13 protein-coding genes are annotated in these 14,548 nt (G+C 48.5%); 5 read left to right on the forward strand and 8 right to left on the reverse strand.

The genetic code is table 11. The features are described from left to right. The first annotated feature begins 39 nt into the window (after positions 1-39). Positions 40-708, forward strand: a complete 669-nt coding sequence (locus tag H6H02_RS03130) for a cofactor assembly of complex C subunit B (RefSeq protein ID WP_190814576.1) — start codon at positions 40-42, stop codon at positions 706-708. A 6-nt stretch (positions 709-714) separates the two neighbouring features. Further along, entirely contained in the window at positions 715-1,248 is a 534-nt protein-coding gene (locus H6H02_RS03135; RefSeq protein ID WP_190814849.1) for a DUF456 family protein, read from the forward strand. Between the two features lie 202 nt (positions 1,249-1,450). On the opposite strand, the gene rfbB is transcribed toward H6H02_RS03135, so the two are convergent. The 4 genes from rfbB to H6H02_RS03155 form a co-directional block, all read right to left on the reverse strand. Then, entirely contained in the window at positions 1,451-2,512 is a 1,062-nt protein-coding gene (rfbB, locus tag H6H02_RS03140) for a dTDP-glucose 4,6-dehydratase (protein ID WP_190814578.1), read from the reverse strand. Positions 2,513-2,612: 100 nt separating this feature from the next. Next, positions 2,613-3,638 carry a D-glycero-beta-D-manno-heptose-7-phosphate kinase gene (gene rfaE1 / locus H6H02_RS03145; RefSeq protein ID WP_190814581.1) on the reverse strand — a complete coding sequence of 342 codons (1,026 nt, stop codon included), beginning with the start codon at positions 3,636-3,638 and terminating at the stop codon, positions 2,613-2,615. Positions 3,639-3,864: 226 nt separating this feature from the next. Next, positions 3,865-5,577: an energy transducer TonB gene (locus tag H6H02_RS03150; protein WP_190814582.1), complete on the reverse strand. Its 1,713-nt coding sequence runs from the start codon at positions 5,575-5,577 to the stop codon at positions 3,865-3,867. A 245-nt stretch (positions 5,578-5,822) separates the two neighbouring features. Continuing rightward, complete coding sequence (locus H6H02_RS03155; RefSeq protein ID WP_190814584.1) at positions 5,823-6,542, reverse strand: precorrin-2 C(20)-methyltransferase; 720 nt, start codon at positions 6,540-6,542, stop codon at positions 5,823-5,825. A 41-nt stretch (positions 6,543-6,583) separates the two neighbouring features. Between H6H02_RS03155 and H6H02_RS03160 the strand changes: the two genes are divergently transcribed. Together H6H02_RS03160 and H6H02_RS03165 are read left to right on the forward strand one after the other, a co-directional pair. Then, entirely contained in the window at positions 6,584-7,285 is a 702-nt protein-coding gene (locus tag H6H02_RS03160; RefSeq protein ID WP_190814586.1) for an alpha/beta hydrolase, read from the forward strand. A gap of 150 nt (positions 7,286-7,435) precedes the next feature. Beyond that, positions 7,436-8,131, forward strand: coding sequence for a cytochrome b N-terminal domain-containing protein (locus H6H02_RS03165; protein ID WP_190814588.1), 696 nt, complete (start codon positions 7,436-7,438; stop codon positions 8,129-8,131). Between the two features lie 216 nt (positions 8,132-8,347). Here the strand turns inward: H6H02_RS03165 and H6H02_RS03170 are convergent, their stop codons facing one another. Beyond that, positions 8,348-10,288 carry a cation:proton antiporter gene (locus tag H6H02_RS03170; RefSeq protein WP_190814590.1) on the reverse strand — a complete coding sequence of 647 codons (1,941 nt, stop codon included), beginning with the start codon at positions 10,286-10,288 and terminating at the stop codon, positions 8,348-8,350. A gap of 581 nt (positions 10,289-10,869) precedes the next feature. Here H6H02_RS03170 and H6H02_RS03175 point away from each other — a divergent pair. Continuing rightward, positions 10,870-11,745, forward strand: coding sequence for a DUF5895 domain-containing protein (locus H6H02_RS03175; RefSeq protein ID WP_190814593.1), 876 nt, complete (start codon positions 10,870-10,872; stop codon positions 11,743-11,745). 135 nt (positions 11,746-11,880) lie between these two features. Here the strand turns inward: H6H02_RS03175 and H6H02_RS03180 are convergent, their stop codons facing one another. The 3 genes from H6H02_RS03180 to H6H02_RS03190 all read right to left on the reverse strand — a co-directional run bounded on the left by H6H02_RS03180 (position 11,881) and on the right by H6H02_RS03190 (position 14,514). Further along, positions 11,881-13,077 (reverse strand): murein transglycosylase A, encoded by a 1,197-nt coding sequence (locus H6H02_RS03180; protein WP_190814595.1) that lies wholly within the window; start codon positions 13,075-13,077, stop codon positions 11,881-11,883. 27 nt (positions 13,078-13,104) lie between these two features. Beyond that, positions 13,105-13,365 (reverse strand): hypothetical protein, encoded by a 261-nt coding sequence (locus H6H02_RS03185; protein WP_190814597.1) that lies wholly within the window; start codon positions 13,363-13,365, stop codon positions 13,105-13,107. Positions 13,366-13,743: 378 nt separating this feature from the next. Further along, the gene (locus H6H02_RS03190; RefSeq protein WP_190814599.1) at positions 13,744-14,514 is read right to left on the reverse strand and encodes a hypothetical protein; all 771 of its coding nucleotides are present in this window, start codon (positions 14,512-14,514) and stop codon (positions 13,744-13,746) included. Positions 14,515-14,548 lie beyond the last annotated feature (34 nt).

Consider the following 14,548-nt stretch of genomic DNA (forward strand, 5'->3'; position numbering starts at 1 on the left):
CTACTCATTCCTCAGCTTTCAGTCCTCAGCCCTAAGAAAATGGCTAAGCCAGATCAAAATCAGGTTTTACGACAACTCCCCCTAGTGGTTGGTGGGTTGGCAGGGGTGCTGCTGCTGATTAACCGTTTATTGACACCGCAGCTAGCGGATTCTCAAGCTCGTTCGGATGCGTTGGGCGTGATTATCAGTGCGGTGTTGATTTTAACGGGGTTGCTGTGGCAGCAAGTGCAACCGCGATCGCCCGAAACTGTCGAATTAATTGGCGAGGAGGGGTTTGAATTAGCACCCGACTTACCGGAAGCGGTAAAGATAGAACTGGCTTGGGCATCGCATCTGTTGCTCACGAACACTGTGACGCGATCGCTCGTCGTTTGGTACAACGGACGAGTGTTGTTGCGACGGGGTATCTTAGGCGTCAACCCAGAAGTCAAACCAGGGCCAATCTTACAGCGGGTGTTGGAAAAACAAAAACCCGTTTATCTCGTGGCTCTAAAAATATACCCAGGGCGGATTGAATTTGACTATCTACCAGAGAATACTCAAGGAGCGATCTGTCAGCCGATTGGCAATCGAGGTGTCTTGATTTTAGGTGCCAATGCTCCGCGCAGTTACACCAAGCAAGATGAAAACTGGATAGCTGGGATTGCTGAAAAACTAGACGTTACCCTCAGCTACCACTTAGATGATGTTGCACTCCCTGGAATTTAAATGTCCATAACCATTCTCTATTGGCTTCTCGTTGTCCTCATGTTCGTTGGCGTCGTCGGCGCAGTGGTTCCGGGCATTCCAGGAGCCAGCTTGATTTTGATTGCCATTGTGGTTTGGGGAGCTGTTCACAGTTTTAGCAGTGTGTCTATAGCCTTGGGCGTTGCTATCTTGGTGTTGCTACTCAGCATTGGCGTCGATATCTTAGCGACCTACTTGGGGGCGCAACAAGCAGGAGCTAGCAAGTGGGGGCAGATTGGAGCCATTGTTGGCTTAGTGCTAGGCTTTTTTGGATTGTTACCCGCGTTTCTGGTTGCAGGACCCCTGATCGGAATTTTGATCGGCCCACTACTCGGAGCGATTATTGGAGAGTTTCTCTACCGGCGCGACTTAGAATTTGAGCCAAGAATCAAGCTAGCGCTGAAAGCCGGGATAGGCATTGTGGTGGGTTCGCTGATTGGGAATTTGATTCAGGGCCTATTAGCGATCGCAGCCGTTAGCGTTTTTCTATACACAACTTGGCCTCCTGGAGCTGGGGTATAAGAAATTTAAATCGAATCGCGCTGCCTTAAGCTTAACCTTACCCGTAAATGGGTTCTGAAATAAATTTTGGGCTAATTACTAAAGTTAGCTTTAGCTCAACTGGATAGTGATTTCAACCTGTTTCAACGGGTTAGCGCAAAGAAGCCAGAAATTTATTTTATGGCTTCTCAACCAATGCCATTCGATTTAAGTCAGGAACTTTCTAGGAAACATAAACCTGACGATAATAAGCTTGGTATTCCTCAGACAGTAACGGTTCCCACCAATCGCGGTGAGTGAGATACCATTCAACAGTGCGTCGTAAACCTTCTTCAACCGTTACAGAAGGAGTCCACCCTAGTTGAGTTTTTAGTTTCGTGCTATCAATCGCATAGCGGCGATCGTGCCCAGGTCGATCCTTCACAAATGCGATCAATTTTTTGCAAGGATGGACGGGTAAATTAGGTGCTAATTCATCCATTAGATGGCACAACATATTGACTAAGTCAATATTTTTAACTTCATTATTGCCGCCAATATTGTAAGTTTCGCCCAGTTTGCCGTGATGAATCACTACATCCAAAGCGCTACAATGATCGCCTACATACAGCCAATCTCGTATATTCTGCCCATCTCCATAAACTGGCAGAGATTTGCCGATTAAGATATTGATGCACATCAAGGGAATTAGCTTTTCAGGAAACTGATACGAGCCGTAATTGTTAGAGCAATTGGTGATAATGGTGGGAACGCCGTAGGTGTGGTGATAGGCGCGGACTAAATGATCGCTACCCGCCTTCGATGCCGAATAAGGACTATTCGGAGCATAGGCCGTTGTTTCTGTAAACGCGCGATCGCTGGGGTTTAGGCTACCGTAGACTTCATCAGTGGAAACATGAAGAAAAATCCCCTCTTGCCTTGTTTCCCAATGTTTCCGAAAAGCTTCTAGTAGGGTGAATGTGCCGACAATATTCGTTTGAATGAAGGCACCGGGACCTAGAATTGAGCGATCAACGTGAGATTCAGCGGCGAAGTGAGCCACTGTATCAATATTTTCTTCTTGTAAGAGCGAGTCTAATAAAGCGCGATCGCAAATATCTCCCTTGATAAACCGAAAATTTTCTTGCCCCTCCAAGGAAGCTAAATTATGGCGATTCCCTGCATAAGTGAGCGCATCTAATACCACCACTCGATCGTTAGGGTAAGCCTCACACCAATAATGCACAAAATTGGAGCCAATAAACCCCGCCCCACCCGTCACCAACAACCGACGGCTTCCTCTCATCAATTCTCTCCCTTGATTCCCTCTGCGTACTCTGCGTCTAAATCTGCGTCTAAAGCGCTAACACGCATCCGCGCCGCTACGCGAACGCTAAAGCGGTTCGTTATTCTTCTTCTAACAATGCCAGTAAAGCCGCCTTCATCTCTTCTGGACTGGTGGTTGCCGTCCCAAATTGGCGCACCACGATACTAGCCGCCAAATTTCCCAACACCGCTGCTTCCCAAAATGACGCCCCAACCACTAAGCTTAGCGTCAGCGCCGCCACCACAGTATCTCCAGCCCCTGTCACATCAAACACATCGGTACGGTTGAACGCTGGGATATGCTGCTCCGTCCCGCTGCGGTCAAACAAACTCATCCCCTCTTCACCGCGAGTAATCAGCATTTGCTGGGCTTGAGTCAGCGCCAAGAGGTCGCGTCCAGCTTGGGTGATTTGCCCAGACGCGATCGCATACCCCACCGCCTGCTCCGCCTCTGGCAGATTTGGCGTAAACAGCGTCGCCCCTTGGTATCTTTGCAGACCGACTTGAGCATCCACAATTGTCTTCTGATGAGACAACGCCGCCTCAATTACAAGCTGAGTAAAAACGCCATCGCCATAATCCGAGCAAACCACCGCATCCACTGTATCCAGATGTTGCTGAATATACTCAGCAAGCTGTAGCTGCAAATCTTGATCTGGCAACTCATCCGATTTCCGGTCAACTCGCACAATCTGCTGAGTCACCGACTGCCGAGCATGACCAGAAATCCGGGTTTTAGTCACCGTCGGGCGGTCTGGATCGAGCAACATTCCCGTGGTATCAATTCCAGCAGCCTGAAAGATTTGGCGCAACGCCTGCCCCTGGTCGTCCTTTCCGACTAATCCAGCTACTTTCACCTGTGCCCCCAGCGTTGCCAGGTTATAGACGGCATTCGCTCCGCCCCCAGGCACCTGCCGGGTATTTTCGTGGCGCAGAATCAACACGGGTGCTTCACGAGAAATTCGTTCTACTTGACCCGTCAGAAACTCGTCGAGAGTAAGATCCCCGACAACTAGCACCCGTGCTTGGGCAAAGTTATCCAGCAGCTGAATTAATCGCTCAGATGAATTTTGCAGCTGAGCCAAGAAGGAAGCATCTAAAGCCATAGAGGAGGTCGCAAAAGTCCAAGGGTTTATTATCCTGCAAGAGGGCGCTTTTAATGAATCCAGATGGATTCCAACAGCTAGCCGCTACTCCTACTTGAGTTTCGAGATTATTGAGAGTTGTCGGTTGGGTTAAGGAACGAAACTCAACACGCATAACCATTTGTTGGGTTTCGTTTCTCAACCCAACCGGCTGTCTAATACTGTCTTCGCTTCTTGTGAACTATGTTCAGGGTGTCTGTTGAGAATTTTGAGAATCCGGAGATTCTTGTGGTTTTCTCGGCTCAGGTGAGTTTTGAGAATCCGGAGATTCTTGTGGTTTTCTCGGCTCAGGTGAATTTTGAGAATCCGGAGATTCTTGCGGTTTTTTGGACTCAGAGGATTCTTGAGATTCCCGTGGTTTTCTAGAGTCTTGAGCTTCTTGAGAGTCGCGCGGTTTTCTTGGCTCAGGTGAGTTTTGAGAATTTTGAGATTCCCGTGGTTTTTTAGACTCAGAGGATTCTTGAGATTCCCGTGGTTTTCTCGGCTCAGGTGAGTTTTGAGAATCTGGAGATTCTTGCGGTTTTTTAAACTCAGAGGATTCTTGAGATTCCCGTGGTTTTCTAGAGTCTTGAGCTTCTTGAGAGTCGCGCGGTTTTTTGGAATCTTGAGCTTCTGGAGAATTTCGAGATTGTCGCGAACTCGTTACCGGCGGACAATCTTTTTCGTTGTACGCAAACTTGACCTGTACAACATAAACTTGTTCCTTTGCACCAAAAGAATGAGCCTTAACGACTTCCTGCGCTTTGTCGTTCAAAATGTTGTAACCAGAACTTCTAAGCAGTTCAGCCGTGACATTGCCCTTAGCATCCACCTGCGCCCCAACTAAAGCAGTCGCTTCCGGCTTCTTGATAAAGCACGCACGATATTGAGGTGTCAGGGTAATTTCTTGTTCTTTCGATGGTACTTTGTTGAGTCGAGAACCCCAACCCGCTAATTTTTGTCTGTAATCGTCATCACGAGTGCCATTGCCGTCATAGGCATAGTTTCGACGCTGCTGCCGTATATCAGCAAGGACTTGCTGCCGTTGCAGTTCGCGCCGCGCTACGGCGATTTGTTGCGGAGAAAGAGGAGGCGTCTGTTGTCTGGAATTCGCTGGAGTTTGTGGCTCAGAATTTTTAGGCGTCTGTTGTCCGGAATTCGCTGCTACTTTTGATTCTGAATTGGGCGTCTGTTGCCCAAAATCAATAGATCTCTGGGGCTTGGTATTGCTAGGCGTCTGTTGTCCAAAATCGATAGGCGGCTGTTTCTCAGAAGATTCCTCAGAAGGGTTGAAAGGTGTCTGTTGCTCGGAAGTAGGCGGTGGCGGCGGAAAGAGACTGGAAATATCGTCCTGCCCCGGCTGGACACCAGCAGGCAATCCCTGAAACAGGCGACGGCGAATTTCTTGCTGTGTAACTTTCCGGGGAGCCGATTGGGGAACTTTGGGGGGATCGGGAAGCCGTCCGACAATAAAGTTTGGGTTGTTAGGATTGAAAGGATTTTGCCTAACTCTTTGCTGACGGCGATCGCTTGATCTCTGAAAAATCTCCGGCAACCCAGCCCCAGTGTTAGGTCGCGGTGTGGAGTTCATCGGAAATTTGTAAGGTGGAGAGCTAGGGATCGGCGGTAATACGGAAGATGGCGGCGGCAAAGGTGGCAACAGCTGGGTTTGGTTGGGAATGGGGGGCAGCGATACGGGCGGCGGTGCAAGCTGCGGAATGCGGCTTTGTTCTGCGGGTGACAATTCCACAACTTTGACAGTTCCTCGCGGCTTTTGCTCTTCCAATTTGGTCGATGATGCCGATAAACTGGGCAGGGTCATCGCCAGCACTCCGTGGATACCCACGGAAGCCAAAGCTGCAATCAGAGGCGGCTGAGTTAACTTTTCAGGCAGGTTTTTAATGAAGGAGAGGTAGGACATAGCAGGTAAGTTATACTCCTCAGCGACAGCACAGGCTGGGAATCAGGTCAGGGGATAGGTGCGACAAGCACGCGATCGCGATCGAAACAAGCACTCCGCTTTTATATTAGTTTCAGATTCTGAATTTTAATCTCAATTCTTTCCGCCCAAAATGCTTAAAAGCTAATTTTTAGGTTCTCTGACCCAATCGCCAAGACTGGAAAAAAAGCCCAAAAGTTGCCAATTTGCGGAAGTTACTGAAGAAATTAATCTACTGATTCCCTTGCTTGCACAATTAAAAGAGAAAAGTAAGGCAATTTCAGATTAGGGCGATCGCTTAACCCAGCATAAATTACCTGCTCTGGTAGCGTCGCCCTTTCTACGACCCAGCTGCGTTCCAACAACCCGCGCTGCTGCAACACTTTCCAAACTTGCTCGTAAACTGAACTCACTTTCATCAGTACCACCACATCTGCCCATTCTAGAACGGCTTCCAACTCTCCCACCGTGTAGATCGCCGGTAATACGACGAGGCGCTGAGAGCGAATTGTCAGCGGAATTCTTAACACCGCTGCGGCAGCTAAAGGGGAACAGATTCCCGGCACCGTCTGCACCCTCACTTCAGGATGCAGTTGTTGCAGTGTCTGCGCTAAATAGGTAAACGTGCTATAAAAACTGACATCGCCTTCCGAAACAAAAGCCACATCTTGACCCAATTTTAGAGATTGCCAGACTTCTTGGGCTGCCGTTTGCCACGCCTGAGTCAAAATCTCGGTTTCTTGTACGTAAGGAAAATTTAAAGCTAATTGCATTTGGCTGGGATTCAGCCATTGAGCCACCATCTGCTGAGCGATTCCTGGCTTGCCTGATAACCCAGCGGGAAAAGCCACCACCGGCACCCGTTGCAAAATGCCGAGTCCCTTCACAGTAATCAGTTCTGGGTCGCCGGGACCCACGCCAATGCCGTACAAGATACCTGATTGCACAATAAAATTTAAAATCTAAAAGCCAAAATCCCAAATCTCAAATGCCTTTACCGACTGTCATTTTGCCCGGATATCTAGAAGGCGCGATCGCCTACCGTCCACTGGAACAATCTCTACAACAGTTGGGTTTCCCCACTGTAACCGTACCTTTGCGAAGTCGGGATTGGGTGCCCACTGTAGGAGGACGGTCGATGATTCCGATTTTGCGGCAACTCGACCGCACGGTAAAAGAAATGTTGCAGCAATACAACGTTTCTCAGCTTAACCTGATTGGTCACTCCGCTGGCGGCTGGATTTCCCGGATCTACCTGGGAGAAAAACCTTATTCTATTCACGGAGATGTCACAGAAGACGCTGGTTTGTGGCACGCTCACCCTTATGTTGCCACTCTCGTCACCTTGGGAACCCCCCATATCAGCGGGGAACGTTGGACGCGGAAAAATCTAGATTTTGTCAAGATGAACTATCCGGGAGCCTTCTACTCAAAGGTGCGCTACATCTGCGTTGCCGGTAAATCTATCTACGGGGCGAGGCGTCCGGGACAATGGCTAGCCTACAGCAGTTACAAACTCACCTGCGGAACGGGTAACACTTGGGGAGACGGGATTACGCCGATTGAAGCGGCTCATCTGGAAGGAGCAACCAATCTGGTCATCGAAGATGTCAAGCATTCACCGAGAACTCCTGGTATTTGGTACGGATCGCCAGTCGCTTTACCGTCTTGGGTGGAGTATTTGGCATGAGATGGGTCATGGTGATTAGTCATTGGTCTTTGGCTAATCACTGATGACTAATCCCAACGATTCAGCCTTCAGGCATACGCTCTTAGGACAACGAAATTCCTTCGGAAACTGGCTAGCATTCGATTAAGTTAAGAAAAGTAAAGTTTAGCCATGAAAACCGAGCAGTATGAATTTGTCCTTCGGCGTCTGGCTACGATCCTGGCTGTTGGGATTCTAACCTTGAGCCTAATCGCGGCTGTGACCGGAATCCTGTTAGCCTTCTACTACGAACCGGCTGCGGGTGGTGCTTATGATTCCCTGCAAGCGATCGCTAATGAAGTTTCTAATGGCTGGGTGATTCTCCGCGTTCACGATCTCGCGGGAAATGGCTTAATTGCACTGTCTTTAATCGAAATTGTCGTGATGTTTCTGGGCCGACAATTTACGAGTAGTTGGCTAACCGCTTGGATTAGTGGCATTTTATTGACATTAACCGCGATCGCACTTGGTTGGACAGCCATGATTCTCGACTGGAGTCAACTCGGCTACTGGCGTCTGAGCATCGAATTGGGAACCATCGAAGCCATCCCTTTTATTGGCTCTCAGTTACGAGACATCCTTACAGGTGGTGGAGCCATCACGACAGCTACCGTCGAACACCTCTATACCCTACACAGCTACATTTTATCCGTGGGTGCGATCGCGATCGCGCTAATCCATTTAGGTGGGCTATTGATACAGGAAATACAACAAAAGCGGCTTCAAACAAAATTAGCCGCCATCAACTTAGCCGCCGAGTCAGAATTCACGCAAGCAGAGAACGATCCAAAATCTCTCAGCCTCAGCAGTGCTGAGTCACAGCAATAGCAAATTTATAGCCGCAAATCTAGTTCCACTTAGTAGCACTTTAGCTATTAAGAGCGATCGCTACACATTTTGAACTAAGCCCTGAGAATGGAATGCTGGGGCGATTGCATTCCAAGTCTCAAAAACGCGAACTAAACGAAAATGAAGGGTTTTGTCACCTACTCCTGGCAGGTTTCGGTTGTGTACTTGCTGTGGCTGTGCCGCGACTGCCATTCCTCAAGCCTCTGTAGGTTCTGTTTGAGGTTCTGGTTTGAGTTCTCCCAAAAGGACACCCACACTTGCAGATGAGATGGGCACCTCCTCAACTTCCGGCAGTTTCTCTAGCGCTAGACGAGAAGACGGACTCGCACCCGATAAACGCTTCAAGAGTTTTGGTCGAGGGTCATGAAGCACATAAATAATCTGATCTCCCGCTTCCCAATCCTCTGTCGCAGGCACCACTTGGAAACGCCCCTCCCGTAAAAACAGTAACGGTACTAGCTCTCCAGAACGAATTAAGGCTTGTAGATGAGCCTGTTGAAACGAAAACCCTGGCTCTTTGAGTGACGTTTTGCCTAACTTCACCTGTCCATCGTTCAGGTATTGATTCCAATTCTTAATTGATAAATTAGGAATGAAAGCTTGGTGAACCTTACTATTATTAGTCGGTGTGTTCGCTTGGGGAAATACTGCCAATACACGAGGAGGACGAAACTCCTCAATCGCACGCTGCGCCAACACTAAATTCACCTCCCCATTATTCGTCATTGCCAGGAAGGTTCCCATTGAGTCAAGTCCAGCCTCTTCCAGAACTTCCGTATCCAAACCACTGCTTAAGAATACCCGCAGATTTTCCTGCTCTGCTTTTTTGCACGCTTCGGGGTCTGTGTCAATTATCACTACAGACTCTCCCTGTTCCTGAAACAAACGGGCAACCAGGCGGCTTAAGGGATTACAACCAATAATCACAGCACCAGTTGCTTCCTGGAGGTTGATTTGCAGCCATTGAGCGACCCAACGTGCGGTCAGTCCTTGCAAAAATACGGTCAGGATAATCGTGAGGAAGACCAGCGCTTTGATAGAATCACCGCCGTTGATACCCCGTTGTGTCAGAAAAATGGCAAATAGAGAAGCAACCGACGCCGAAACAATTCCTCTAGGAGCAATCCAGCACAAAAACAGCTTCTGTCGCCAGTTCAGGTCGCTATTGAAGGTACATAAGCCGATGTTAATCGGTCGCACGATAAACATCAGTGCCAGAACTGTAAACACACTTCCCCACCCCAGCGCAAATACACTGGCGATGGACAAGTCAGCTGCCAGCAGGATGAACAAGACCGAAACGCCAAGAATCGTTAATTGGCCTTTAAATCGCCGTAACATCCGTTCCTCTGGGATTGAGGAGGCACCCAGAACAATTCCCGCCATCACAGTTGCCATCAACCCCGACTCGCTGCGGATTGTTTGCGCTAAACCAAATAAGCCCCACAACCCAGCCAGAACGACCAAGTTATTTAAGTCCTCTGAAAGAAACTTGGCGCGTTTGATAATCCAACCCATCAACCAGCCACCGACAACGCCAATACCGCCGCCGATGCCTAAGCGCAAGACGAGACCGATGAAAGCTTCGATAGGGTCGGTATCGGCGTTCAAAATGGTGTCTAGCACCACGACAGCCAAGATAGCCCCTACTGGGTCAATTAAGACGCCTTCTCCCTCCAGTAGTGCTGCCACTTGCCGGTCTACTTGCACCTGTTTCAGCAGAGGACTGATCACGGTTGGTCCTGTTACGACCACCAAGGAAGCGTAGAGAAAGGCGATAGGCCAGGGAAATTCACCCAACCAGTGAGCTGCCATACCGCCGCCCAGCAGCGTGATCAGCGTCCCCAATGTCACCAAGTTTCGCAGACTGCCGGAAACCTTCCCCAACTCTCTCAGCTCTAGGTTCAGCCCCCCCTCAAACAGAATGACTGCCACTGCCAGGGCAGTAATGACCTCTAAGCCCGTACCTAGAGAATGGGGGTGTAGCAGGCGCAAGCCATCTGGCCCCAGTAGAATGCCAAACAGTAGCAAAAATACGATGCTAGGAACCTGAAGATATTGGGCTAAAACCTGGGCGCTGATACCTGCAACGACCGTGATAACGATTTGCAGGGTAAGTTCAAAGGATGTTTCCATGTTGTAGATTTTGATAAAACCAGCGAAGTTTTATCAATATCAATATCTTTGGTAAAGGATAGTAAATATTAACCCTTCCTGGCTGCTATGCAATAGTCAACCTGTCTTTGCATCGCACATTTTGAGATGAGTATCTGTATTTTAGGACACTCTGTTGACCAAAAAATATACTGAAAAGGCAAAAATTTGTCTGTGGTGCGAACAGGGTATATATAGGAGATGCGAATAGAGCAGAGAACAAAAGTGCGATCGCTCCTTTACTGAATGGCTTGCGTTCAATCAAGCCTCTAAATCCGTTTTTTGAGAAAAATCCAGTAGAACCTCCCCCCAAATCTTCTCCCTGAGCAACCGTTCCTACACTCAGAATGCAAAGAACCTCCTCCTGCTGTGCTGGTTCGATCCTTGCAAGCTGTTCTCAGCAAGCCTGCTTCTTGCTGGCATTCCACAGGAGGTAAGGGCATCAATAAACCCGGTTAGCTGCACTTGTGTTACTTTTATCATTTCTACGGTATCTTTTCGGATACCGCCACTTGCCCCAGACTTGTAAACTTGATCAGCACACGACTTGGATGCCTAAGACCATGAACGCATCTGCGAATTTTGACTTCGACGACGACAGGTTCAACGCACCACCTTCTCAAGTTATCCCTTGGTGCCAGATGATCAATCCTCGATATGGGAAAACTGGCATCCAGCCGCACGGATTGGCGATTAAGCTAGATAACGCTAATGCGGTTGGCTTTAAGCCGGATGCCACTTGGGACCAGGTGCAGCATGAGTTTAGCACCGGAGTCGAAACGCTGTTTATCACTAGCACCCCCCGCTTAGTTATCGTGCGGCGGGGACCATTGTCTGTGAAAGACCGTGAAACTGGGATGAAACTGGGTACGTTTAAAGATAACTACGATGCTTTCTTGGCAGACAAGCTTAAGTTTAAGACGTTCACTCGCCACTTGATTTTTTTAGTAGGGGAGAAACAAAAGCTTTTACATCAATTGCCACTGCAATTGACAGTGAATGGTGCGGCAGGTGCTAGTTTTGGAAAATCCTACTGCGAGATGAAACAAGGTCAAGTAGTCGGTGGATTTATTGCTGAATTGGAAAAGGCTTATGCTCAGTACCGCAAGCAGCCTTTAACACCAAAAGGACCCTTGTTTCATGCTCATGGAATTTTTTGCCCGTTAATTGAAATGGAGGAAAGGGGCAGCGGCACAAATACTGCCCTGGTGGCTAGTACAGTAGATTATGAGCATCCCACTGCTAAGAATTTAACAGAATATCTAATTTCTTCCAGTTCTGAGGAGTCTGCGCTCATCTGCAAGACTTTTGAGGAGTACCAAGACTTCGGAAAGGAAAAACCGAAAGAGGAAACCCCCGCGCCCAAAATGGAGATGGCAGGGGTATCTAGTTCATACGATTATCACGATGAATTTGAGTACGGTGAACCTCCTTATTAAATAGGGCAGAAGTAAAAAGTTAAAGATAAAAAGGCAAAAGTAAAAACTTCTTACTTTTGCCTTTTTACGTTTAATTTATAGGTGGGATTGGAACGCGATCGCCTCAATTTTTTCTGTTGCGGGAGGCTGGAAAATTTATTGTTTCAGGAGCAGGTAATACAGTTGCCCATTCCCGCCGGTAACACCCGCGCGATCGCCCGCCCGTTTACCCGTTCCGATAAAATAATCTACGCGACCGGGACCGAGAATTGCACTTCCCTTATCTTGGTCGAGTACGTAGCGGCTCACCAGACGCTGTTCGATCTTACCGGCACGATTAAAGTAGGGAACTCTTGTATGAATTAAAGCTAAAGCACCGGGCGGCATCAAAGATTTATCCGTCGCAATCGAACGCTCAGGTGTCACCGGCACCCCAACGCTTCCCATCGCTGGGGCACCATTGGTTTCGTTGAAGAAAACAAAGCGCTGATTGCGCGGGATATAGTTACTCAGCTCCAAAGGATTTTGCTGGAAGTATTTGATCAGCACAGGTAACGTTAGACCGGATAGGGGCAGTTTGCCATCTTTAGCGAGTTCTTTCCCAACACTGGTGTATGGGTAATCGGTTCCACCCGCATAGCCGACTGTCATCACACCCCCATCGGTCATCTGGAGCTGAGCAGAGCCTTGGATTTGCACCAGGAAGGCTTCTAAGCGATCGCTCATCCAAGCGATTTCTAGCCCTTTTAGCGGACTGTTCGCTCCCAGCAAGCCATCCTCCCCTTCTAGCTGAACCCTTGTGGGGTGGGGTTTGGGCCAAGAGTTAAAGTTTGACGGCATCCCATAGAGGGGATAGCGATACTCTGCTGTCTGCTTGCGGCTGGCTGTATAGGTGGGTTCGTAGTAGGCGGTGTACTGAACGTTCCCCTTATTGTCCTTGCCTACAGACTGGTACAAGACAAACTCACGCTTGATTGCGGCTTGCAGTTCGGCAGCCGAACGAGAATTAACAACTAGCTGCCGAAAGCGCTCCAAAGATCGACGGACGCGATCGCGGGTAATCCCTGGCACCGGATACTGCTGGTAGGCTTGAGCAGCACTGTTTGTCTGTAGATATCGCAGACTGTTATCAATAGAGGCGATTAAAGCTTTTCGGTCTCCGGCTTGACCGTTTTTTCCCCAGATTTGCTCATCAAGTCCCAGTGCATCTGACCGGCAACAGACGAGATTTAACAGGTTTGAGTTGACTGGTATCAGCGGAACAGGCAGAGGATCGTTAGCGAGGGCAGGCAAAGCGACATTTCCCAGAGCTATACCGAAGCTCAGGGACAGCAAAGCGAATGTCTTTCTCATTACTTACACCAAAAGGGGAAGCGATAGCTATTCGTAGTCACTTCTATCGACACTTCCAGCGAAGACAGGTTCCACTCGGATTGCCCTAATGCTGACGGGACGTATAACCATGTACTCGCCCTGGATATTTTTGATCGGCACACTGATAAAGTCCGCGGAGGCGGCTTTGGGCATCAGCTCACCGCTGTACCACTTCTGAAACTCTTGAATGGTTGCAAAACGCACTTCTGCTTTGTGACCACCTTCTATCATCAGGTGTACAGCGTATTCGGTGGGAGTTCTCGGCATACAGTCGATTGATTTTCAATCCGTCCTGATTATTATGAGCTGAGAATGGTCGAAAATAACAGGCAATTTCTACGGAATTTTCTCAATAAGGTGATTCGCCATTAGTCTGTAGCGGCCCACGAATGAAGAATGGTACTGGCTGAAGAGCCTTGAATTAAAATTTAGGCTTCACTGTTAGAGCCTGTTTTAACAGGCTGAAATTTATATACTGCAAGGATTTTAGGGAGTTTCAACTTACGTCTGGCACCAGTCGCATTACCCACCAGGGGTTTAAACTCCTTCCTACGAAAAGAATCAAGCCTTCTGAAGAAGACTGAGTAAGAATCTCAGCCCACTTCAATGGACTTGAGTCATGAACTTGAGTTCAATGACGAATGACTAGGAAAACAAATTAAACCGATGCAGCAGAGTTTCCAGCAGAGGCGGTAAAGTTTGATGCAGTTCCGACGCGGTGTTGAACAACAGTTGTTGATGGTTGGGAAGGTCAAAGGGAAACTGCCCCGACATCTCCGAACGCTCCATTTGAGCCAGTAGAATTTGTTCAGAACGCTTACTCTGAAAAGCGTAGCCAATTTCTATAGAAACATTGGGGCTAGGAATGAGTAGGGGCGTTTCTTCCCTGGAAATGCTAGTAATGGGTGTCCCATCAGCAACAAATAGCAGACTCTTCCGGATTTTTCGCATCTGCGTGGTGTTGAGGCGATTTGAGGCACCTGTGGGGCGATTGGATACTTCTAAGGTCAAAGGAAGACGCGATCGCTTGTTTAATGCTTCTAGGGCGTCAGTCAGTCCCTCTCGCAGGGCTTCACTCGACGCCGCATATTCAGTCTGATGGCAGAGGAAGATAATCGGTTCCAGATTCGCCATCACCGTCTGTTTGGTGAAATAAATCTCGTGGCTTGTCAGGTCAATGTTGGAGATTATGTAGCCACCGCTGCCTTCGATGTAAAACTCGACCGATTCCCCTTCTAGATAACGCTGAAACCAAGCTGAGCGTTTAACATCCTGGCTGTCTTCTAAAAAATCTGCCCGTAATCCAGACTTTAGCAAGCTATTTTTGCTCAGTCGCAGATCGTGGGGACGTTTCTCTAATTCTTTAATCGGCTCATACTCTTGGAGATACCAGCCTCTCAGGGCAATGATAGCCATGATGTCCTATCAATAATGCACGAATCTTGCACGT

Origin of the sequence: Coleofasciculus sp. FACHB-1120 (assembly GCF_014698845.1) — a bacterium.
Taxonomy (GTDB): Bacteria; Cyanobacteriota; Cyanobacteriia; order Cyanobacteriales; family FACHB-T130; genus FACHB-T130.

What these genes read in the sequence shown, in the direction of transcription:
- H6H02_RS03130 (WP_190814576.1), top strand. Translation starts at nt 40, where the DNA reads ATGGCTAAGCCAGATCAAAATCAGGTTTTACGACAACTCCCCCTAGTG.
- rfbB (WP_190814578.1), bottom strand. Translation starts at nt 2,512, where the DNA reads ATGAGAGGAAGCCGTCGGTTGTTGGTGACGGGTGGGGCGGGGTTTATT.
- rfaE1 (WP_190814581.1), bottom strand. Translation starts at nt 3,638, where the DNA reads ATGGCTTTAGATGCTTCCTTCTTGGCTCAGCTGCAAAATTCATCTGAG.
- H6H02_RS03150 (WP_190814582.1), bottom strand. Translation starts at nt 5,577, where the DNA reads ATGTCCTACCTCTCCTTCATTAAAAACCTGCCTGAAAAGTTAACTCAG.
- H6H02_RS03160 (WP_190814586.1), top strand. Translation starts at nt 6,584, where the DNA reads ATGCCTTTACCGACTGTCATTTTGCCCGGATATCTAGAAGGCGCGATC.
- H6H02_RS03165 (WP_190814588.1), top strand. Translation starts at nt 7,436, where the DNA reads ATGAAAACCGAGCAGTATGAATTTGTCCTTCGGCGTCTGGCTACGATC.
- H6H02_RS03170 (WP_190814590.1), bottom strand. Translation starts at nt 10,288, where the DNA reads ATGGAAACATCCTTTGAACTTACCCTGCAAATCGTTATCACGGTCGTT.
- H6H02_RS03175 (WP_190814593.1), top strand. Translation starts at nt 10,870, where the DNA reads ATGAACGCATCTGCGAATTTTGACTTCGACGACGACAGGTTCAACGCA.
- H6H02_RS03180 (WP_190814595.1), bottom strand. Translation starts at nt 13,077, where the DNA reads ATGAGAAAGACATTCGCTTTGCTGTCCCTGAGCTTCGGTATAGCTCTG.
- H6H02_RS03185 (WP_190814597.1), bottom strand. Translation starts at nt 13,365, where the DNA reads ATGCCGAGAACTCCCACCGAATACGCTGTACACCTGATGATAGAAGGT.
- H6H02_RS03190 (WP_190814599.1), bottom strand. Translation starts at nt 14,514, where the DNA reads ATGGCTATCATTGCCCTGAGAGGCTGGTATCTCCAAGAGTATGAGCCG.